The following is a 13,968-nucleotide window of genomic DNA, read 5'->3' as shown; positions in this document are numbered from 1 at the left end:
TGTTCCAGCGTGCTGACCGAGGCGCTCCAGCGCATGGCCGACGGGCGCGGCGGGGTGATCGGGGTCGAGCCCGGGCTCGTCATCGCACCCGGGGCCGCTGCCGAGAGCTGGACGCCGGTCGCGGAGCTGCTGCGGGAGCCGTACACGCTGCTGGACGGGCTGATCGACGAGACGGCCGGGCGCTGGAACGCGCCACGCCACGTCGGGGCGGCGCTGTTCTGGAAGACCTTCGCGTACTGGCACACGCTGCCGATGGCGCTGGGGTGGGCGCTGGACGGGCGGGTGCCGATCATGCGGCGGGCCGACACCTATTTCAAGCCGTCCGACGCCGGGGTGACGATCGCCGCCACCCGCGTGATCTGGGACTCGGGCGCGGGAGCCATCGGTGACGCGCTGGCGGAGTCGCAAGAACCCCTGGTCAAGGCCATCAGCGCCCGAGCCAAGGTCGGGGAGCGTACGCTGTGGGGCTCCACGGCGGAGGCGCTCGCCCATCCGCTGACGGCCATCGTGCCCGGTGACTACATGAAACTGCTCAAGGAGATCGGCCGGCCGGTCGATGGGCTGGTGGAGCCCACGGACGACGGCTACTTCCGCAGGACCTGCTGTCTGTGGATCACACTGCCCGACGTGGAGCCCTGCGGAAGCTGCTGCGTCCTCAGGCCACGGCGTCGTCCAGCGGCCTGAGCTCGTCGGCGTAGCTGACGGAAACGCGGCGCATGACGCCGGTGCCGTCGATCGAGTACTGCCCCAGCCGCCACAGCGGTGGCGAGTAGGCGTGGATGGACACGCTCTGGTCCACCGCGCCGGTCAGCCGGTGGATGTGGTCGGGCCCGAACGAGAACGACTGGCCCTCCGGCATGACCGTCTCCAGGTGCTCGCCGCCGATGCGCGGGTTGCACTCCAGGAGGGCGCCCTTGACCACGTGCACGGCCCCAGAGGAGATGTCGTGGTCGTGCCAGCCCGTGTCGTCCTCGGGACGCCAGCACAGCACCCAGACGTCCACGTACGCGTCGCGGTGCAGCGAGGCGTAGTGCCGGCCGCCGTCCTCCGGGAACTCCACGAGGTCGCGCCACTCCTCCGGGCGGGCGGCCAGCCGGTCCACCAGGTCGCGCAACTCGCGCCGGTCGAGCGTGCGATCAGGGAGCGCGGCACAGGTGCCCCCGTCCTGGATCTGGTTCGTGTTCATGTACGAGGCTCCTCCCTGCTCAACAGACGACGGGGGTTGGTCACGCGGATGGCATGGGTGGCAGCGGCCCCGAGGCCGGGGTCGGGTGCGGTGGCGTAAGGGGCGTCCGAGCCGTTGACGACGACGTCGATGCCGAGCTCGCGGACGATCGCGTCGATCGCGCGCGGGCCGTAGGAGGAGGTCTCCACGAAGACGTTCCTGTCGACCAGGCCGCGGCCGGTCCCGCCCCTGGCGATCAGGCGTTCCGCGTGCAGCGGCGCCAAGCCCGCCAGCAGCGCGAAGCACACCCGCAGCCGCGGGTGCCTGGGCCTGACGACGGCGTGGAAGTAGTGCCACGCTTGGTGCATCTGCTGGACGTACGGCACGAGCGCCGGCCACCACGCCGGCAGGCCGTCGGGGGCTTTCGCCGGACCCGGGTGCACGAACAACGGCAGGTCCCGGTCCGTGAGCACCTCCAGCAGCCGGTCGTCCGGCAGGGCGGTCGCGGGGATCTGCAACCCGCAGATCTTCCTGGCCGAGCTTCGCTCGGCGGGCTGGGATGGATGTCCTCGCTTCGCTGCGGATCCATCCCAGCCCCGGTCGAGGTCCTTGGCCAGCCGCTCGGGGTCCGGCTCGCTGTGGCAGGTGGCCGCCCAGGCGCCGAACGGCCCGCCCAGCGCCAGCGCGCCATCGTGGTAGGCGTCGAGCACCGGCCAGCACTCCTCCGGCGGCAGGAACTCGATGCCGAGCGGGCTCGACATCGACACCAGCGCCAGTTCCAGGCCGGTGGTGTCGCGGTGCTCGTGGTCGGCGGGATTCACCTCGTACGGAGGCTCGCCGTCGAGAATCAACGTCCACCCGTCGAGGCGGGGCGGCGAGGTGCGGGCCCGGAGCGCGTCGATGAAGGACCCGGTCCACAGATGTTGATGCACGTCGATGCTCACGCCCACACCTCCCTCTATTTCCTACAAGTATTGCAGGTAAACCTGCTCACCTGCGAATCGAGGCTGTGAACCGCTTCAGTGATTCGTTTCAGTGAACCGCTTCACGCGGGGATCTGTCAATGGCTCGCCCGGCGCAGCGGCACCACGGCCGGCGTCGTGAACACCAAGGTCAACTCCGCTGACCAGGCCGGCGACGATTATCCTCACTGCCTTCAAACGGGGTAGGTAGGAAGGCATACCCGACAGGTCTATGTCGGGAAATCCGATTCTGTCGGTGCGACGCAATAGGCTGGCGGAATGCCTCGCAAGAGAGCCACGATCCGTGAGGTGGCCCAGGCCACGGGTCTGTCACCCGCGGCGGTCTCCTACGCACTACGCGGTCTGCAGGTGTCCGAGGAGACGATGGAGCGCGTGCGCGCCGCGGCGGCCGAGCTCGGCTACGAGGCCGATCCCATCGCCAGGGCCCTGGCCAGCGGGCGCACGGGCATGATCGGGCTGCTCTGCGGCTCGCTCGAGGACCTGTGGCAGCAGTCGCTGGCGGTCGGCATCAGCAGGGGGTTGCGGGAGAAGGACCGCTACGCGCTGATCCTCGACGCGGTCGGCGACCCCGCCAGGGAGCGGGCCCTGGCCCAGCAGCTTCGGGACCAGCGGGTGGACGGGATGATCGTCCAGCCGCTCGACCCTTCTGCCGCGTTCTGGAAGGAGTTGTGCGAGTCGCTGCCGGTCGTGGCGATCGGCGACTCGCTCGCCGGCACGGCCGGTGAGGTGATCTTCGACAACCGGCGGGGGGTGACGCTGGCGCTGGAGCATCTGCGGGCCCTGGGGCACCGCAGCATCGCCGTGCTCACCCCGACCAGAGCCAGCACACCCGACCGCCCCGCCGACGTGCACGTCACGGCCGAGGCCGAGCGCCTGGGGCTGGACATCGAGCTCACCACCGCCCCGCACGACCTGGCCGGGGCCACCGCGGCGGCCCGCGACATCCTCGCCGCGGACAAGCCGAGCGCCGTGTTCTGCTTCGCCGACTCCATCGCGTACGGGGTGTACGCGGCGGCGCAGGACCTGGGACTGTCGGTTCCCGGCGACGTGTCGGTCATGGGATACGACGCCCACCCGATGTCGGGGCTGCTCACGCCGGGGCTCACGACCGTGGACTGGGACATCGACGGGATCGTGCGGGCGGCCGTGCGGCTCATCTCGGCGGCGACCGACGGCGCCACCCGCCGGCGCCGTATCGTCCAGGCCCCCACCCTCAGGGAACGCGGCTCGGTGGCCCGGCTCTCCTGACCCGCCCCGCCTGGGCGCCCACCCCCCGCGCCGAGCCGGCCACATCCGCCGGGCCTGCCCGTTGGGCCCACCGGTGTGCTCGCCCTCTACCTGCCTGCTGGCTCCACGCCGCCGCGTGTATGGCCGGCACGGCCTGACGGTGGGCACGGTCTGACGGTGGGCACGGTCTGACGGTGGGCGGTGGCGTTCGCCGGGCGGAGGGTGGGTCCATGTGCGTGGATGGCGCCGGGCGTGTGGCGCTCGCGGCGGTCAATGCGTGAGGTGGGCGGTGGAGGTGGTCAGGGCGCGCCGTGCTTCCTCCAGGTCGTCGGTGAGCGGGCGGTCCGGGGGAAGGGTGTTGAGCGCCCGGGTGGCGGCGGCGCGCTCGCAGGCCAGCACGAGCTCCAACGGCTCCAGGCACCTCAGGGCGTGCCGGGCGGCCTGGGTGGCGAAGCCGGCGTGGTCCTCGACCCCCAGGGAGATCACCGCGGTGCCGGTCGTCACCGGGTTCGCGAGGTGGCGTAGCTCGGTCAGGGCGTCCTGGGCCACGTACTCGAGGATCAGGACGCCCGAGGCGCCGGGACGGTCGGCGAGGAAGGGGTGGCGGCCGGTGTAGGCCGGGTCCATGAGGGCGGCCAGGCGGGCCGTGCTGAGCTGGGCCGTCTGCACCAGCGCGGCGCGCAGCGCGTCCAGCGCCAGGGCGACGGGAGAGGAGTGGAAGTTGCCGTTGTGCCAGGCCAGGGAGCCGGCCATGAGGGGGTTCTCGGCCGCGGCGTTGAGGTCGATCTCGACGGTGGCGGCGGCCCGGTCGAGGGCGTCCACGGCGGCGCCGTGCACCTGGGCGAAGGCGCGGAAGCCGTACGGGTCCTGTATGCGGGCGGCCTGCTCCTTGGCGAGGAGCCCGCGCAGGCGCGCGGCGACGGCGGCCTGCCCTGGGTGCGGGCGGGCCTCCTGTACGGCGGCGGCCAGCGGCTCGGCCGAGGCCCCGATCGCGGTGAACGACAGGGCGGCGACGTCGACGGCGGCCCCGAGCAGGAGCCGCAGGCGATGGCAGGCGATCGCGGCGTCGGCCAGGGTGGCGGCCCCCGAGCTGATGAACGGCAGCGCGTCGCCCGAGGTGAGGGGATAGCGGGGAGGCGGGGTCACTTCCTCCCGGTCGGCCGGGGCCTCGTCATGGCGTGCCGGTGCAGGCTCGCTGTGCCAGGGGAGTTCACCGAGCAGGCACAACGCCGTGGTGGCCAGGGCCGTGAGGTCGCCGGTGCCGATGGCGCCGTACGTGCGGATCGGCGGCGTGAATCCGTGGTTGACCGCGTCGGCCAGCACCGGGAGCACAGCAGGGTCGATGCCGGAGCCGCCCGCGAGCAGCTGGTTGAGCCGGACGACGAGCATCGCCCGGGCGCGGGCGGGCTCGACCGGCGGCCCGGCGCCGCACGCGTGGCTACGCAGCACGTCCAGGCCGGGCGCCTCGATCATGACGTCCTTGCCGGCGCCGACTCCGGTGCTGCGGCCGTACACCGGGCCCGTCAGCTCCTGAGCGGTGACCCACGCGGCACGGGCCCGATCGAGGGAGGCGATCGAGACCCGGGCCCGGCCGTAGGCGGCCTCGTGGACCTGCGCGCAGGTCAGTCCGGCGCCGTCGAGCAGCACCATCGAAGGTCAGTCGTTGTCGGGGATGAACAGCCCCAGCAGCCAGCTCACCACGCTGACGATGATCGCGCCCCAGAACGCGGCCGGGTAGAAGTTGTCGACGTGGAAGGGGATGTCGAACTGGCCCGAGATCCAGCTGGTGAGCAGCAGCATCGCCGCGTTGATCACAAGGAGGAACAGGCCCAGCGTCAGGACGATGATCGCGCAGCCTAGGGCTTTGACGATGGGTTTGACGATCGCGTTCACGATGCCGAAGATCAGCGCCACGAGGAGCAGGACGCCCCAGTATGTGGCCGAGTTGGTGGGAGCGTTGACGTCGATGCCGTCGATGAACTGAACGGCTACCCAGAGCGCCGCTGCCGCCGCGAGGGTTCTGATGATGAATCTCACGCTGGTTGATCCTCCCACTTGCGATCGGCGCCGCGGTAGAGGCGCAGTCAGAACGATGCCCGGTCGTCACTGTTGGTAGTCACCGGTTATCGCTGCCCTAACGCGGGGAAGAGGCGTGCAGGGGAGGGAGCGAGATGGACGCGAACGGGCTCGAGTCGTTGCCGGCGAACGAATTGCATGATCGTGCGGTGCGGTACGCCGTACGCCACGGCGACCTGGGGTTCCTGTGGGACTTGCTGAAGGTGATCCCAGCCGCTGAGGCCGCCACCGGTCACGAGACCGACGCCGACCTCACCAAGGTGTCCGCGTTGCTCAGCGACGCCATCGCGGCGGGGGAGGGCGAGCTGGGGGAGGCGCTGCGCCCGGTTTATATCGAATACCTGCGTAGACATCCCGACGCCTAGCCCGCCATGCGGGCCTCCGCGCCGCTGTACGCCGCGAAGCCCGGCGTGCTGAACTCCTGGCCGTCCCGGGCCACGATCAGGGTCTGGTACGGGCCGGACTCGGCAAGGCCGGTCGCGTAGCGGCGGGCCAGGAGCGGGCCCATGGCGTAGATGGCGGTGGCGTACGCGTCGGCCACACCCAGGTCGGGGCCGATCACGGTGACGAAGCCGAACCCCGCCTGGGCCTGGCCGGTGCGCGGGTTGACGACGGGCACACCGCCCGAGGTGGCGATGCCCAGGTCGTGGGCGAAGACGACCTTGCGCACGATGTCCTTGCGCGGGTCCCGGACGCCGATGCGCCAGCGCTTGCCGGGGGCGGCCGAGCCGCGTACCCGGATGTCGTTGCCGGCGCTGAGGCGGTGGTCGCCCGCGCCCGCGTTGCACAGGGCGCGGGACAGGCGCTCCAGCGCCCATCCCTTGATGTAGCCGGACGGATCGGTCACGCCGTTGATGCGGGGCTCGAACCAGCCGTCGGTGGCCTCGCTGAGCTCCTCGCAGCGGTGCAGGACCTCGATGAGTTCGGGGATCTGCCTGATCGTCTGGCCTCGGTTGAGCCGGCCGATCTGGCTGTCCTCCTTGACCGGGCTGAAGGTGTCGTCCACCCACCTCAACCACGCGAATGCGTCATCCAGCAGGGGCGTCAGCTCGCGTGCCGGGAGGGCGGTGCGGATGTCGACGCTGACGGGCATGCCCATGACCATTTCGACACGTGCGCTTCCGGGGAAAGTCGTCACCTTGCCTCCTTGTCCGCAGACCACCGTTGCAGAAGACGCGTAATGTGGAGCTAAACCCTTACCGGGATTTGAAATGAATTTGTGACTTCGGGATAGCAAGGCGTGACAACGCGCCGCCGACGTACCGCTTGAACTGCCGCGGGCCGGCCACCACCACGTCGCGCTCGGCGAGGTCGGGAATCTCACGACTCAGGCCCGAAGCGCTCAACCGCTCCTTGGCTCGCGGATCGTGCTCCTTGCCGACAACGAGGATGAGCCCATACCTGGCCTCCAGGTCCCTGAGCTCGTCGGTGGGGTGCTCGGTACGGTAGATCGCGACCGTGTCCGTGGCGCCGGCCAGGCGGGCCCGTAGCGCGGCCGGGTCCAGGCCGGTGGCGATCAGCAGGGAACCCCTGGTCGTGTGGCGGACTTGGTGGCTCCAGACCGCCATCACGGCCGCCATCGCGTACAGGATGAGGGAGCCGGCGCGGCTGAGGTCCGTCACGTATGCGGTCGAGCCGAACTGGTGCGCCACCAGCAGCGCGCCCGCCAGGTAACCGCCGAGTCGCAGGCGCTGCTTGGCTTCCTCGGTACGCAGGTAGTCGGCGGCCTTGACGCTGAGGAAGCCGAGCGCCACGAGCAGTCCTGCGGCGGCGTAGGCAGTCGGGGTCCACGGGTAGCCGAAACTCGGCTGGATCGCGCCGAACTCCGCTACCGCGACACCGCTCCAGAACAGGACCGGGCCATGATTCGCATTCGCCTGGCTTGCCATGCTGACCACGATGCTGAACGAACATGAAAGGTTGCTGAGTAAGGTCTGAAACATGGCTAATGTGCGTGTTGAGCGGACCGACGATGGCGGGTTCCGGGCTGTGAACGGCCGCGGAGCCGAGGTACGGATCGGCGGTGGGAAGGACGACGGCGTGTTCTCGCCGGTGGAGCTGTTGCTGGCGGCGGTGGGCGGCTGCAACATCGTGACCGTCGAGCCGCTCACCGCCCAGCGTGGTCACCGGCTGCTGAGGCTGGCCATGACCGTCGAGTCCGAGAAGGTGGAATCGAACAAGCTGGGTCCGGTGACGGTCACGTACGACGTGGAAGTGCCGTCGGAGAAGGCCGATGAGGTGTTCCGGGCCGTGGCGGGGCGGGTGCACGACAAGTACTGCACGGTGAGCAGGTCGCTGGGAGAAGGTACGGAGGTGAGGCTTGAGCTGTCCCGGCCAGACGAAACAGAGTCGGATTAAACAGATATTCGACCCCGTTATGACGCGACCGTTGCATTCGTCTCGGTAGCGTTGTAGCAGGTCAGGAGCTCTGCGACTGGCTGAGGACTTTCACCGAAGCGGACGCGGAGGGGGACCGCGGGCCGCTAGTGCGGGACCGCCGACGTTTTTGGGGGAAAGCGTCGGCCTGGACCGCCGCCGATCGGGCCGGGCAGCTTTGGGGGAACTGCCCGGCCCGATCTATGCGTATCCTCCGTTTCCGTGAAGAAAGTTCTCATCGACTGCGACCCCGGCATCGACGACGCGCTCGCCCTGGCCCTGGCCGCCGGATCCCGTGACGACTTGGACCTGGTGGGTGTCACCACGGTGGGCGGCAACGTCGACCTTCCGCTGACCACGGCGAACGCGCTGGCGCTCAGGGAGTTCCTCGACCTCGGCGACGTGCCGGTCACGGCGGGCAGCGCGGGCGCGCTGCTGCGGCACACGGTGCGCGCCACCGCCGTCCACGGAGTCACCGGGCTCGGCAACGCGGTGTTGCCCGCCCCGCTGCGCGGCCCGGCCGATGGGCACGCGGTCGACTTCATCGTGGACACGCTGCGGGCCGCGCCCGGCGAGATCACGCTGGTGGCGGTGGGGCCGCTGACGAACGTCGCCCTCGCCGTCCGGCGTGAGCCGCGCGTCGTCGAGTGGGCCCGCGAGCTGGTCATCATGGGCGGCTCCTACACGCGCGGCAACCACAACCCGGCCGCGGAGTTCAACATCTTGGCCGACCCGGAGGCGGCCGCGATCGTGTTCGACGCAGGTTGGACGGTCAAGCAGCTGGGCCTCGACGTGACGCTGTCCGCCGTGGTGACCATGGAGGTGCTGGACCGCATGCGGCCGCTCGGGCGGCTGGCCGAGTTGCTGGTGCCGGCGGCGCAGTCGTACAAGGCGGTGACCGCCGAGAGCGGGCCGGCCATCCACGACGCGTGCGCGGTGGCGTACGTGCTGGATCCGTCCCTCTTCACCTGCGTCCCGGCAGTGGTGAACGTCGAGACGACCGGGGCCTACACGCGCGGGATGACCGTGACGGACTTCGAGGTCGCCGACCGGCGGGCGAACGCGCTGGTGGCGACCTCGCTGGACGTGAAGAGGTTCTGGGACCTGGTGTTGGGGGCGTACGAGCGGCTGGCCGCCCGGCTCGGTTGACGTACTGGGCACTGGACGGCGGCTGATACAGTTACACCTGTTGCGCCGCTAGCTCAGTTGGTCAGAGCAGCTGACTCTTAATCAGCGGGTCCGGGGTTCGAGTCCCTGGCGGCGCACCTCACGAAAACCCCAGCTCGGGGCACCGAGCTGGGGTTTTCTTTGTCCTCAACGCGTGAAGATCAACCGATCAGGACCGGCACCGTGCCGGTCATCACCCGGTGATCAGAGCAGGAACCTGCCGGGTACGCGGGCGTCGCCGGGATGCCCGTGCAGTCGGTGGGGATGGCCAGAGAGTCGCCGGAATAAGGTCCAGCGATCCGGTCCTCCCTGACGAAGATCAGATCGATCTTCGCGTGAGGCTCGACAGCGGCGCACGGCGGCGCGTCGCCCGGTGTTCCCGTCGCGGTCCACTCGCCATATCCGAGGCACTGGGTGGGATCGTTGTCGTCCAGTTCTCTGTAGTTCCCGGTGTTGTTGCCGTTGTTCGCTGTGTTCAGGGAGCCGGAGTACCAGTTGTTGAGCCGGCCGTAGTCGGGTTGCGCGTTGAAGTCCCCCGCGATGATGACGGTTTCCCCGCCCGCGCGGTAGGCCTCCATCTGATCCAGTACGAAGTTCAGTTGGTTCACGTTGTGTTTCTGGCCGTTGCCGGCGATGTCGTTGCTCGTGGTGATGTGCGTGGTGCAGAACCGCGCACCCGGTGTGGTCAGCAGTCCGGCGCACAAGAGGTTCCGTTGCTCGCGTGTCCCGTCCGGCGGGAGGGTGAACCGGCTGGCAGGGCCCAGTGGTTGCTTGCTGAAGATGGCGTTGCCGAAGTCTTCGTTGCCGTTGCACACGCCGGAGGTGGGCCCGAGGATCGTGGCGAACCGTGAGTAGTTGGTCGAGTCGTTGGGCCAGCCCGCCGACCTGAGCGCGTCTTGGATCGCCTTGTACTGGCCCCAGCAGAGCTCGTTGAAGGCCACCAGATGCGCCTCACGGTTGAGAATCGAGGCCACGGCCCTGGCGACCATCCCGTCGGTCGCCGAACCGTGATGCATCTTGTTGCCGGCGACGTTCCAGTGCCAGACGTTGAAGGTCGATGGCACAGCGGCCGATGCTGCAGCGCCCGGTGAAAGCGCGATCACCGCTGCCCAGAGCATGATGGAAAACAATCTTCCTAAGTGCTTGAGGGAAACCACGGTGCTCCTTTGGACAGAGTCGTTGCGATTCAGCCGGCGGGGGTGCCATCCGTTGCGATGCCGATGACCATGCGGTCGCTGTACGTTCGCCGTTCGGTCCGGACGACGCGCAGGTCGGCGTCGAGCACGGGGAAGATGTGCACAGGTGTCAGCGTCACCCGCGCCTGGCCGCTTTTGCCCCGGTCGATGTCGATCTCCAGGTGGCCGTAGTGCTTGCCACCCGAGGTCAGCCGTGGTGTGCCCCCGGCGTTCTCCCACACCTCGGGCTCACTCTGGTCCGCCGTCCACCGGCTGAAGCCGTTGTAGTTCAGGAGCGGACTGTCCAGCGTCGGCCCGTCGCGGCGAACCCCGCGCAGACCGTCGCCGGAAACGCCGACGTCGTAGTAGTGCACTCCGACGCCGTCTCCGTCGGCGTCGACGAAGCTCCGCTCGAACATCTCGCTGTGACCGGAGATCACTGCCGCCACGCCGTACCGCTCGAAGAGATCGTGGTAGATCCGCATCGGTGTGCCCCCCTGGCCGGAGGTGAGCGCGTGGTTCATGGGCAGGCCGTGCTCTCCGCTGCTGTAGGGCGCATGATGGAACTGCACGAGAACGATCTGGCCCGCGGCACGGGCGGCGCGCAGCTGTTCCTCCGCCCAGGTCCACTGCCGGCTGCCGGGGTTGAAGGCGGACAGGTCACGTCCACCGGCCGCCTCGTACTCGGCGCGGGTGAAGTTCTCCTGGGTATCGGTTCCCGGGCCGGTGTACTGCCGGCCGGTCAGTTTCACCGAGGGAGGATAGGCGGCCGCGCTGTCGTCGGGCTCGCCGTTGTTGCTGTCCAGCGTGAGCACCGTGACCGGTCCGTAATCGACGCGGTAGTAGTTGTCGCGGTGCTCGGGCGTGCCGTTGTCGGGGGCGTCGAAATAGGCGTGATACTTCGCGCGGGATCGCACGACCGGCGTGCGGTCCTGAGGCGTGCCGTACCCGCCGTTGAGTGCTCCGAAGCTCTCCCAGTTTCCGAAGACAGGCAAGATCGGAACGCTGGTCAGCAGGTCGCCGCCGGCGCCTGCGGTGTGGCGGAAGAACTCATCCCATCCGGGCTGGTATCCGCCGCCCTGGACGAGATCGCCGGTGAAGAGCACCGCGTCCGGCGCGCGTTCCTCCACGGTAGCCAGGTTGACGCGCAGTCCCTCGTCCTCCGTGAGCGGATATCGCAGCACAGGGGAGCTCAGCAGGGTCGTCGTGCCATAGGTGCGATCCCAGAGAGATCCCGGGGCGGCGGACGGACGCCCCGTACTCCCGGTGGCGAGCGCGCCTGGCGCCCACTCGCGCCGTTGCACGCGGCCGCGCGGCTCGGTCTCGGAATCGGACATCGCGATCAGTCTGATGTGCTTCCAGCGGTCCTTCGCCGGCGCGGTCTGGAAGGTTCCGCGGTGCGGTACTCCGCCCTGCTCCACGGTGTAGTGGTAGCGGCTGCCCGGCCGCAGACCGTCGATCCTGACGCTGTGCTTGTGGTTTTCCTGTCCTCGCAGCCACGATCCCTTGTCCAGGCCCGGGATCTCCTGCGCGAGCTCGAGGTCGGTGTAGGCCAGCTCAGACCGCAGATCCCCGGCGACCTCGTAGGTCCTCGGGCCACCGATGCCCGGCCCGAGAACGGTCAGCCGCCCCGGCCTGCCGTCCTCGGTGAACCACGTGAGCGTGACCCCTGAGGAGCTCGGACTCTGCAGGTAGGGGAGGATGCGGAACTCCGACTGTGGCTGCGCCGCCGCTGCGGGTGATCCGAGGACGCCGATGGGCAACAGGCCCGTCATCAGCGCCATGGCCGCGTACGCCGCTTTCCTCTTGCGCATCATGCTCCTCAGTGCCGCAACGTCACTTCGCCGACGACGATGCGATGGTCGGAGTGCGGGGTCGAGATGACCCAGCCTGACCCGGCGTCGACCTTGAAGTGACGGTGGTCGACGAAGATGAAATCGATCTTCCGGTTGCTCTGGTACGGGCGGTTGTAATCGTCGGGGAGGCCGTCGGCGCCCATGGTCCACTCGCCTTGGCGATGCGGGCAGTCCTCGATCCCGAGGACCCACCGCCGGATGTTGCCGCGCCAGCGCGGGTCCTCGCCGTCGACCTCGTCGAAGACGCCCCGGCCGTCGCACTTGGCGTAGAAGAGATCGAGTGAGGGCAGGAAGGGCAGTTCGTTCAGGTCTCCGAGCAGAGCGACCGGCATCCGCCTGGCCATCGGGGTGATGGTGTCCGCGATCAGCTTCGCCTGGGCGTAGTTGATGGACCGCCCGTAGAAGGGGTCTTTGGTGATGTCGGGATTGTTGGGGAAGCTCGTCTCATTGATGATGACCAGCGGCACCTCGGTGTGCGTGACGCAGGCGCGGACGACGGCGGCGTCCGGCACGGCGACGTCGCCGCAGACGAGTTTGCGGTACCTCTCGCGGTAGTGGTAGCCGAGGTCCAGGTAGGGGGTGTCGCCGAACATCACCCGTTGGGAGGGGTGCTTGCTCAGCAGACCCATGACGTACCAGCCATCTGGGTTCACGACCGGGTCGTAGCAGTTGGGGATCTTGTAGTTCGTCACGACGACCTGCTCGGAGAGCCCCTCGTAGCCCGGCTTGGCCTTCAGCCGGTCCCTCAAGGCGACCCACTGTGTGTAACACATCTCGTTGAGGCCGATGATCTCGGGCTTCTGTTCGGAGATCTTCGCCACCGCGTCGTCGACCGGTGCGCCGGTGCTGCCCTTGTTGAAGCCGTTGCCGGCGAAGTTGAAGTCGAGCATCCGGATCTTCCGGTCGCTCTGCGCGGCTGACGGTGTGACGCTCGCGTTTGCCGCGAGGGGCGTCGTCAGGAGCAGGGCGACAGCCGTGGCAACCGCAGCGATGGGACGTCTCATGACCACCCTCCAGGGTGAAGACGATGACCGGCATTCCTGTCTAGACCGGTATTTTCCGCGGAACGTAACACCGCAGTGGAAGGCGTTGCAAGAGGGGTGTGTGGGAACCGCGCGTCTTTTGCGGTGGTGCGGAGGGCCGGGTCAGCGGCCGGCTGACCGGCTGACGTGCATCTGGATGGCGTAACGGTCGCCTCGGTAGAGCGACCGGCCGAATTCCACGACGTTACCCATGGTGTCCACGGCGGTGCGCTCCACGAGGAAGGCGGGATCGTACGCCGGCACCTCGAGTTGCTTCGCCTGTGCGGGGCTGAGCCGGGCGATCGAGACGGTCTGCTCGGCGGTCTCCAAGCGGACACCGAACACCGTGCCCAGCACCTCGTACAGGGAGTCGTCCCGGCCCATCTCGGCCAGCAAGGTAGGGAAGCGTGCCGCCGACAGGTTCGTCCGCTCCAGAGCCATGGCGATGCCGTCGGCGGTGCGCACCCGCTCGATCGAGTGGACAGGATCGCCGGGTGCGACGCCGAGGCGGGCGGCGACGTCGCGTGGCGCGGGCCGGGTGCGGGTCCGGTAGCTCTTCGCACCAGGCACCATGCCGCGCATGCGCATGTCCTCGCTGAACGAGCGGAAGATCTCCGAGTGGACGAGCGTCGGATGCTGGACGAACGTGCCGCGGCCCGCCACTCGGCGCACCAGGCCCTGGGACTCCAGTTCGACCATCGCGTTGCGCACGGTCATTCTGGCCGCTCCGAAGCGTTCGGCCAGCACACGTTCGGACGGCAGGAGCTCGCCGTCGCGGGACTCCAGCACCAGCGCCGTAAGGACGTCTTTGATGCGCTGGCCTTTCGGCCGCCCGTCGTTGGCAGTGAAGACTTCGGGCGCGACATTCCTGGGTTCGTGTCGCGGCCTTGGCACCCCGCCGGCTCCTCATCTGTCGGGTCG

Annotated in this window: 15 protein-coding genes and 1 tRNA gene; 6 read left to right on the top strand and 10 right to left on the bottom strand. The window is 69.0% G+C overall.

Features of this window, described 5'->3' with window-relative positions; all coding sequences use genetic code 11:
* The first annotated feature begins 9 nt into the window (after positions 1–9).
* Positions 10–684, top strand: coding sequence for a hypothetical protein (locus ACTWPT_RS08375; RefSeq protein WP_443176688.1), 675 nt, complete (start codon positions 10–12; stop codon positions 682–684).
* Here ACTWPT_RS08375 and ACTWPT_RS08370 read toward each other — a convergent pair.
* Both ACTWPT_RS08370 and ACTWPT_RS08365 read right to left on the bottom strand, forming a co-directional pair.
* Positions 656–1,186: a cysteine dioxygenase gene (locus ACTWPT_RS08370; protein ID WP_443176687.1), complete on the bottom strand. Its 531-nt coding sequence runs from the start codon at positions 1,184–1,186 to the stop codon at positions 656–658. The two genes, ACTWPT_RS08375 and ACTWPT_RS08370, sit on opposite strands and share 29 nt — an antisense overlap.
* On the bottom strand, positions 1,183–2,109 hold the full coding sequence (locus ACTWPT_RS08365; RefSeq protein ID WP_443176686.1) for an amidohydrolase: 927 nt from the start codon (positions 2,107–2,109) through the stop codon (positions 1,183–1,185). Before ACTWPT_RS08365 ends, ACTWPT_RS08370 begins: the two co-directional genes overlap by 4 nt.
* A 297-nt stretch (positions 2,110–2,406) precedes the next feature.
* Here ACTWPT_RS08365 and ACTWPT_RS08360 point away from each other — a divergent pair, with 297 nt between their 5' ends.
* Complete coding sequence (locus ACTWPT_RS08360; RefSeq protein ID WP_443176685.1) at positions 2,407–3,396, top strand: LacI family DNA-binding transcriptional regulator; 990 nt, start codon at positions 2,407–2,409, stop codon at positions 3,394–3,396.
* 249 nt (positions 3,397–3,645) lie between these two features.
* On the opposite strand, the gene ACTWPT_RS08355 is transcribed toward ACTWPT_RS08360, so the two are convergent.
* Positions 3,646–5,025 (bottom strand): aromatic amino acid ammonia-lyase, encoded by a 1,380-nt coding sequence (locus ACTWPT_RS08355; protein WP_443176684.1) that lies wholly within the window; start codon positions 5,023–5,025, stop codon positions 3,646–3,648.
* Between the two features lie 6 nt (positions 5,026–5,031).
* Complete coding sequence (locus ACTWPT_RS08350) at positions 5,032–5,412, bottom strand: phage holin family protein (protein WP_443176683.1); 381 nt, start codon at positions 5,410–5,412, stop codon at positions 5,032–5,034.
* 134 nt (positions 5,413–5,546) lie between these two features.
* On the opposite strand from ACTWPT_RS08350, the gene ACTWPT_RS08345 reads away from it, so the two are divergent.
* Positions 5,547–5,816, top strand: a complete 270-nt coding sequence (locus ACTWPT_RS08345; RefSeq protein WP_443176682.1) for a hypothetical protein — start codon at positions 5,547–5,549, stop codon at positions 5,814–5,816.
* Here the strand turns inward: ACTWPT_RS08345 and ACTWPT_RS08340 are convergent.
* Positions 5,813–6,589: an FAD:protein FMN transferase gene (locus ACTWPT_RS08340; protein WP_443176681.1), complete on the bottom strand. Its 777-nt coding sequence runs from the start codon at positions 6,587–6,589 to the stop codon at positions 5,813–5,815. The genes ACTWPT_RS08345 and ACTWPT_RS08340 overlap by 4 nt on opposite strands.
* 58 nt (positions 6,590–6,647) lie before the next feature.
* Positions 6,648–7,340 carry a hypothetical protein gene (locus tag ACTWPT_RS08335; protein WP_443176680.1) on the bottom strand — a complete coding sequence of 231 codons (693 nt, stop codon included), beginning with the start codon at positions 7,338–7,340 and terminating at the stop codon, positions 6,648–6,650.
* A 52-nt stretch (positions 7,341–7,392) separates the two neighbouring features.
* On the opposite strand from ACTWPT_RS08335, the gene ACTWPT_RS08330 reads away from it, so the two are divergent.
* The 3 genes from ACTWPT_RS08330 to ACTWPT_RS08320 all read left to right on the top strand — a co-directional run bounded on the left by ACTWPT_RS08330 (position 7,393) and on the right by ACTWPT_RS08320 (position 9,092).
* Complete coding sequence (locus ACTWPT_RS08330) at positions 7,393–7,809, top strand: OsmC family protein (RefSeq protein ID WP_443176679.1); 417 nt, start codon at positions 7,393–7,395, stop codon at positions 7,807–7,809.
* A 240-nt stretch (positions 7,810–8,049) separates the two neighbouring features.
* Positions 8,050–8,976: a nucleoside hydrolase gene (locus ACTWPT_RS08325; protein WP_443176678.1), complete on the top strand. Its 927-nt coding sequence runs from the start codon at positions 8,050–8,052 to the stop codon at positions 8,974–8,976.
* 42 nt (positions 8,977–9,018) lie between these two features.
* A tRNA-Lys gene (locus ACTWPT_RS08320) sits at positions 9,019–9,092 on the top strand.
* Between the two features lie 63 nt (positions 9,093–9,155).
* Here ACTWPT_RS08320 and ACTWPT_RS08315 read toward each other — a convergent pair.
* The 4 genes from ACTWPT_RS08315 to ACTWPT_RS08300 form a co-directional block, all read right to left on the bottom strand.
* On the bottom strand, positions 9,156–10,151 hold the full coding sequence (locus ACTWPT_RS08315; protein ID WP_443176677.1) for an endonuclease/exonuclease/phosphatase family protein: 996 nt from the start codon (positions 10,149–10,151) through the stop codon (positions 9,156–9,158).
* 29 nt (positions 10,152–10,180) lie between these two features.
* Entirely contained in the window at positions 10,181–11,983 is a 1,803-nt protein-coding gene (locus ACTWPT_RS08310; protein ID WP_443176676.1) for a metallophosphoesterase, read from the bottom strand.
* An 8-nt stretch (positions 11,984–11,991) separates the two neighbouring features.
* Positions 11,992–13,029, bottom strand: coding sequence for an endonuclease/exonuclease/phosphatase family protein (locus ACTWPT_RS08305; RefSeq protein ID WP_443176675.1), 1,038 nt, complete (start codon positions 13,027–13,029; stop codon positions 11,992–11,994).
* 141 nt (positions 13,030–13,170) lie between these two features.
* A complete protein-coding gene (locus ACTWPT_RS08300) occupies positions 13,171–13,941 on the bottom strand; it encodes a GntR family transcriptional regulator (protein ID WP_443176674.1) in 771 nt (256 codons plus the stop codon).
* Positions 13,942–13,968: the final 27 nt, after the last annotated feature.

It is taken from the genome of Nonomuraea sp. 3N208, assembly GCF_052245935.1.
Taxonomy (GTDB): Bacteria; Actinomycetota; Actinomycetes; order Streptosporangiales; family Streptosporangiaceae; genus Nonomuraea.
This window is presented reverse-complemented; position numbering and strand designations above follow the sequence as displayed.

What these genes read in the sequence shown, in the direction of transcription:
- ACTWPT_RS08370 (WP_443176687.1), bottom strand. Translation starts at nt 1,186, where the DNA reads ATGAACACGAACCAGATCCAGGACGGGGGCACCTGTGCCGCGCTCCCT.
- ACTWPT_RS08345 (WP_443176682.1), top strand. Translation starts at nt 5,547, where the DNA reads ATGGACGCGAACGGGCTCGAGTCGTTGCCGGCGAACGAATTGCATGAT.
- ACTWPT_RS08310 (WP_443176676.1), bottom strand. Translation starts at nt 11,983, where the DNA reads ATGCGCAAGAGGAAAGCGGCGTACGCGGCCATGGCGCTGATGACGGGC.
- ACTWPT_RS08355 (WP_443176684.1), bottom strand. Translation starts at nt 5,025, where the DNA reads ATGGTGCTGCTCGACGGCGCCGGACTGACCTGCGCGCAGGTCCACGAG.
- ACTWPT_RS08335 (WP_443176680.1), bottom strand. Translation starts at nt 7,340, where the DNA reads ATGGCAAGCCAGGCGAATGCGAATCATGGCCCGGTCCTGTTCTGGAGC.
- ACTWPT_RS08305 (WP_443176675.1), bottom strand. Translation starts at nt 13,029, where the DNA reads ATGAGACGTCCCATCGCTGCGGTTGCCACGGCTGTCGCCCTGCTCCTG.
- ACTWPT_RS08330 (WP_443176679.1), top strand. Translation starts at nt 7,393, where the DNA reads ATGGCTAATGTGCGTGTTGAGCGGACCGACGATGGCGGGTTCCGGGCT.
- ACTWPT_RS08360 (WP_443176685.1), top strand. Translation starts at nt 2,407, where the DNA reads ATGCCTCGCAAGAGAGCCACGATCCGTGAGGTGGCCCAGGCCACGGGT.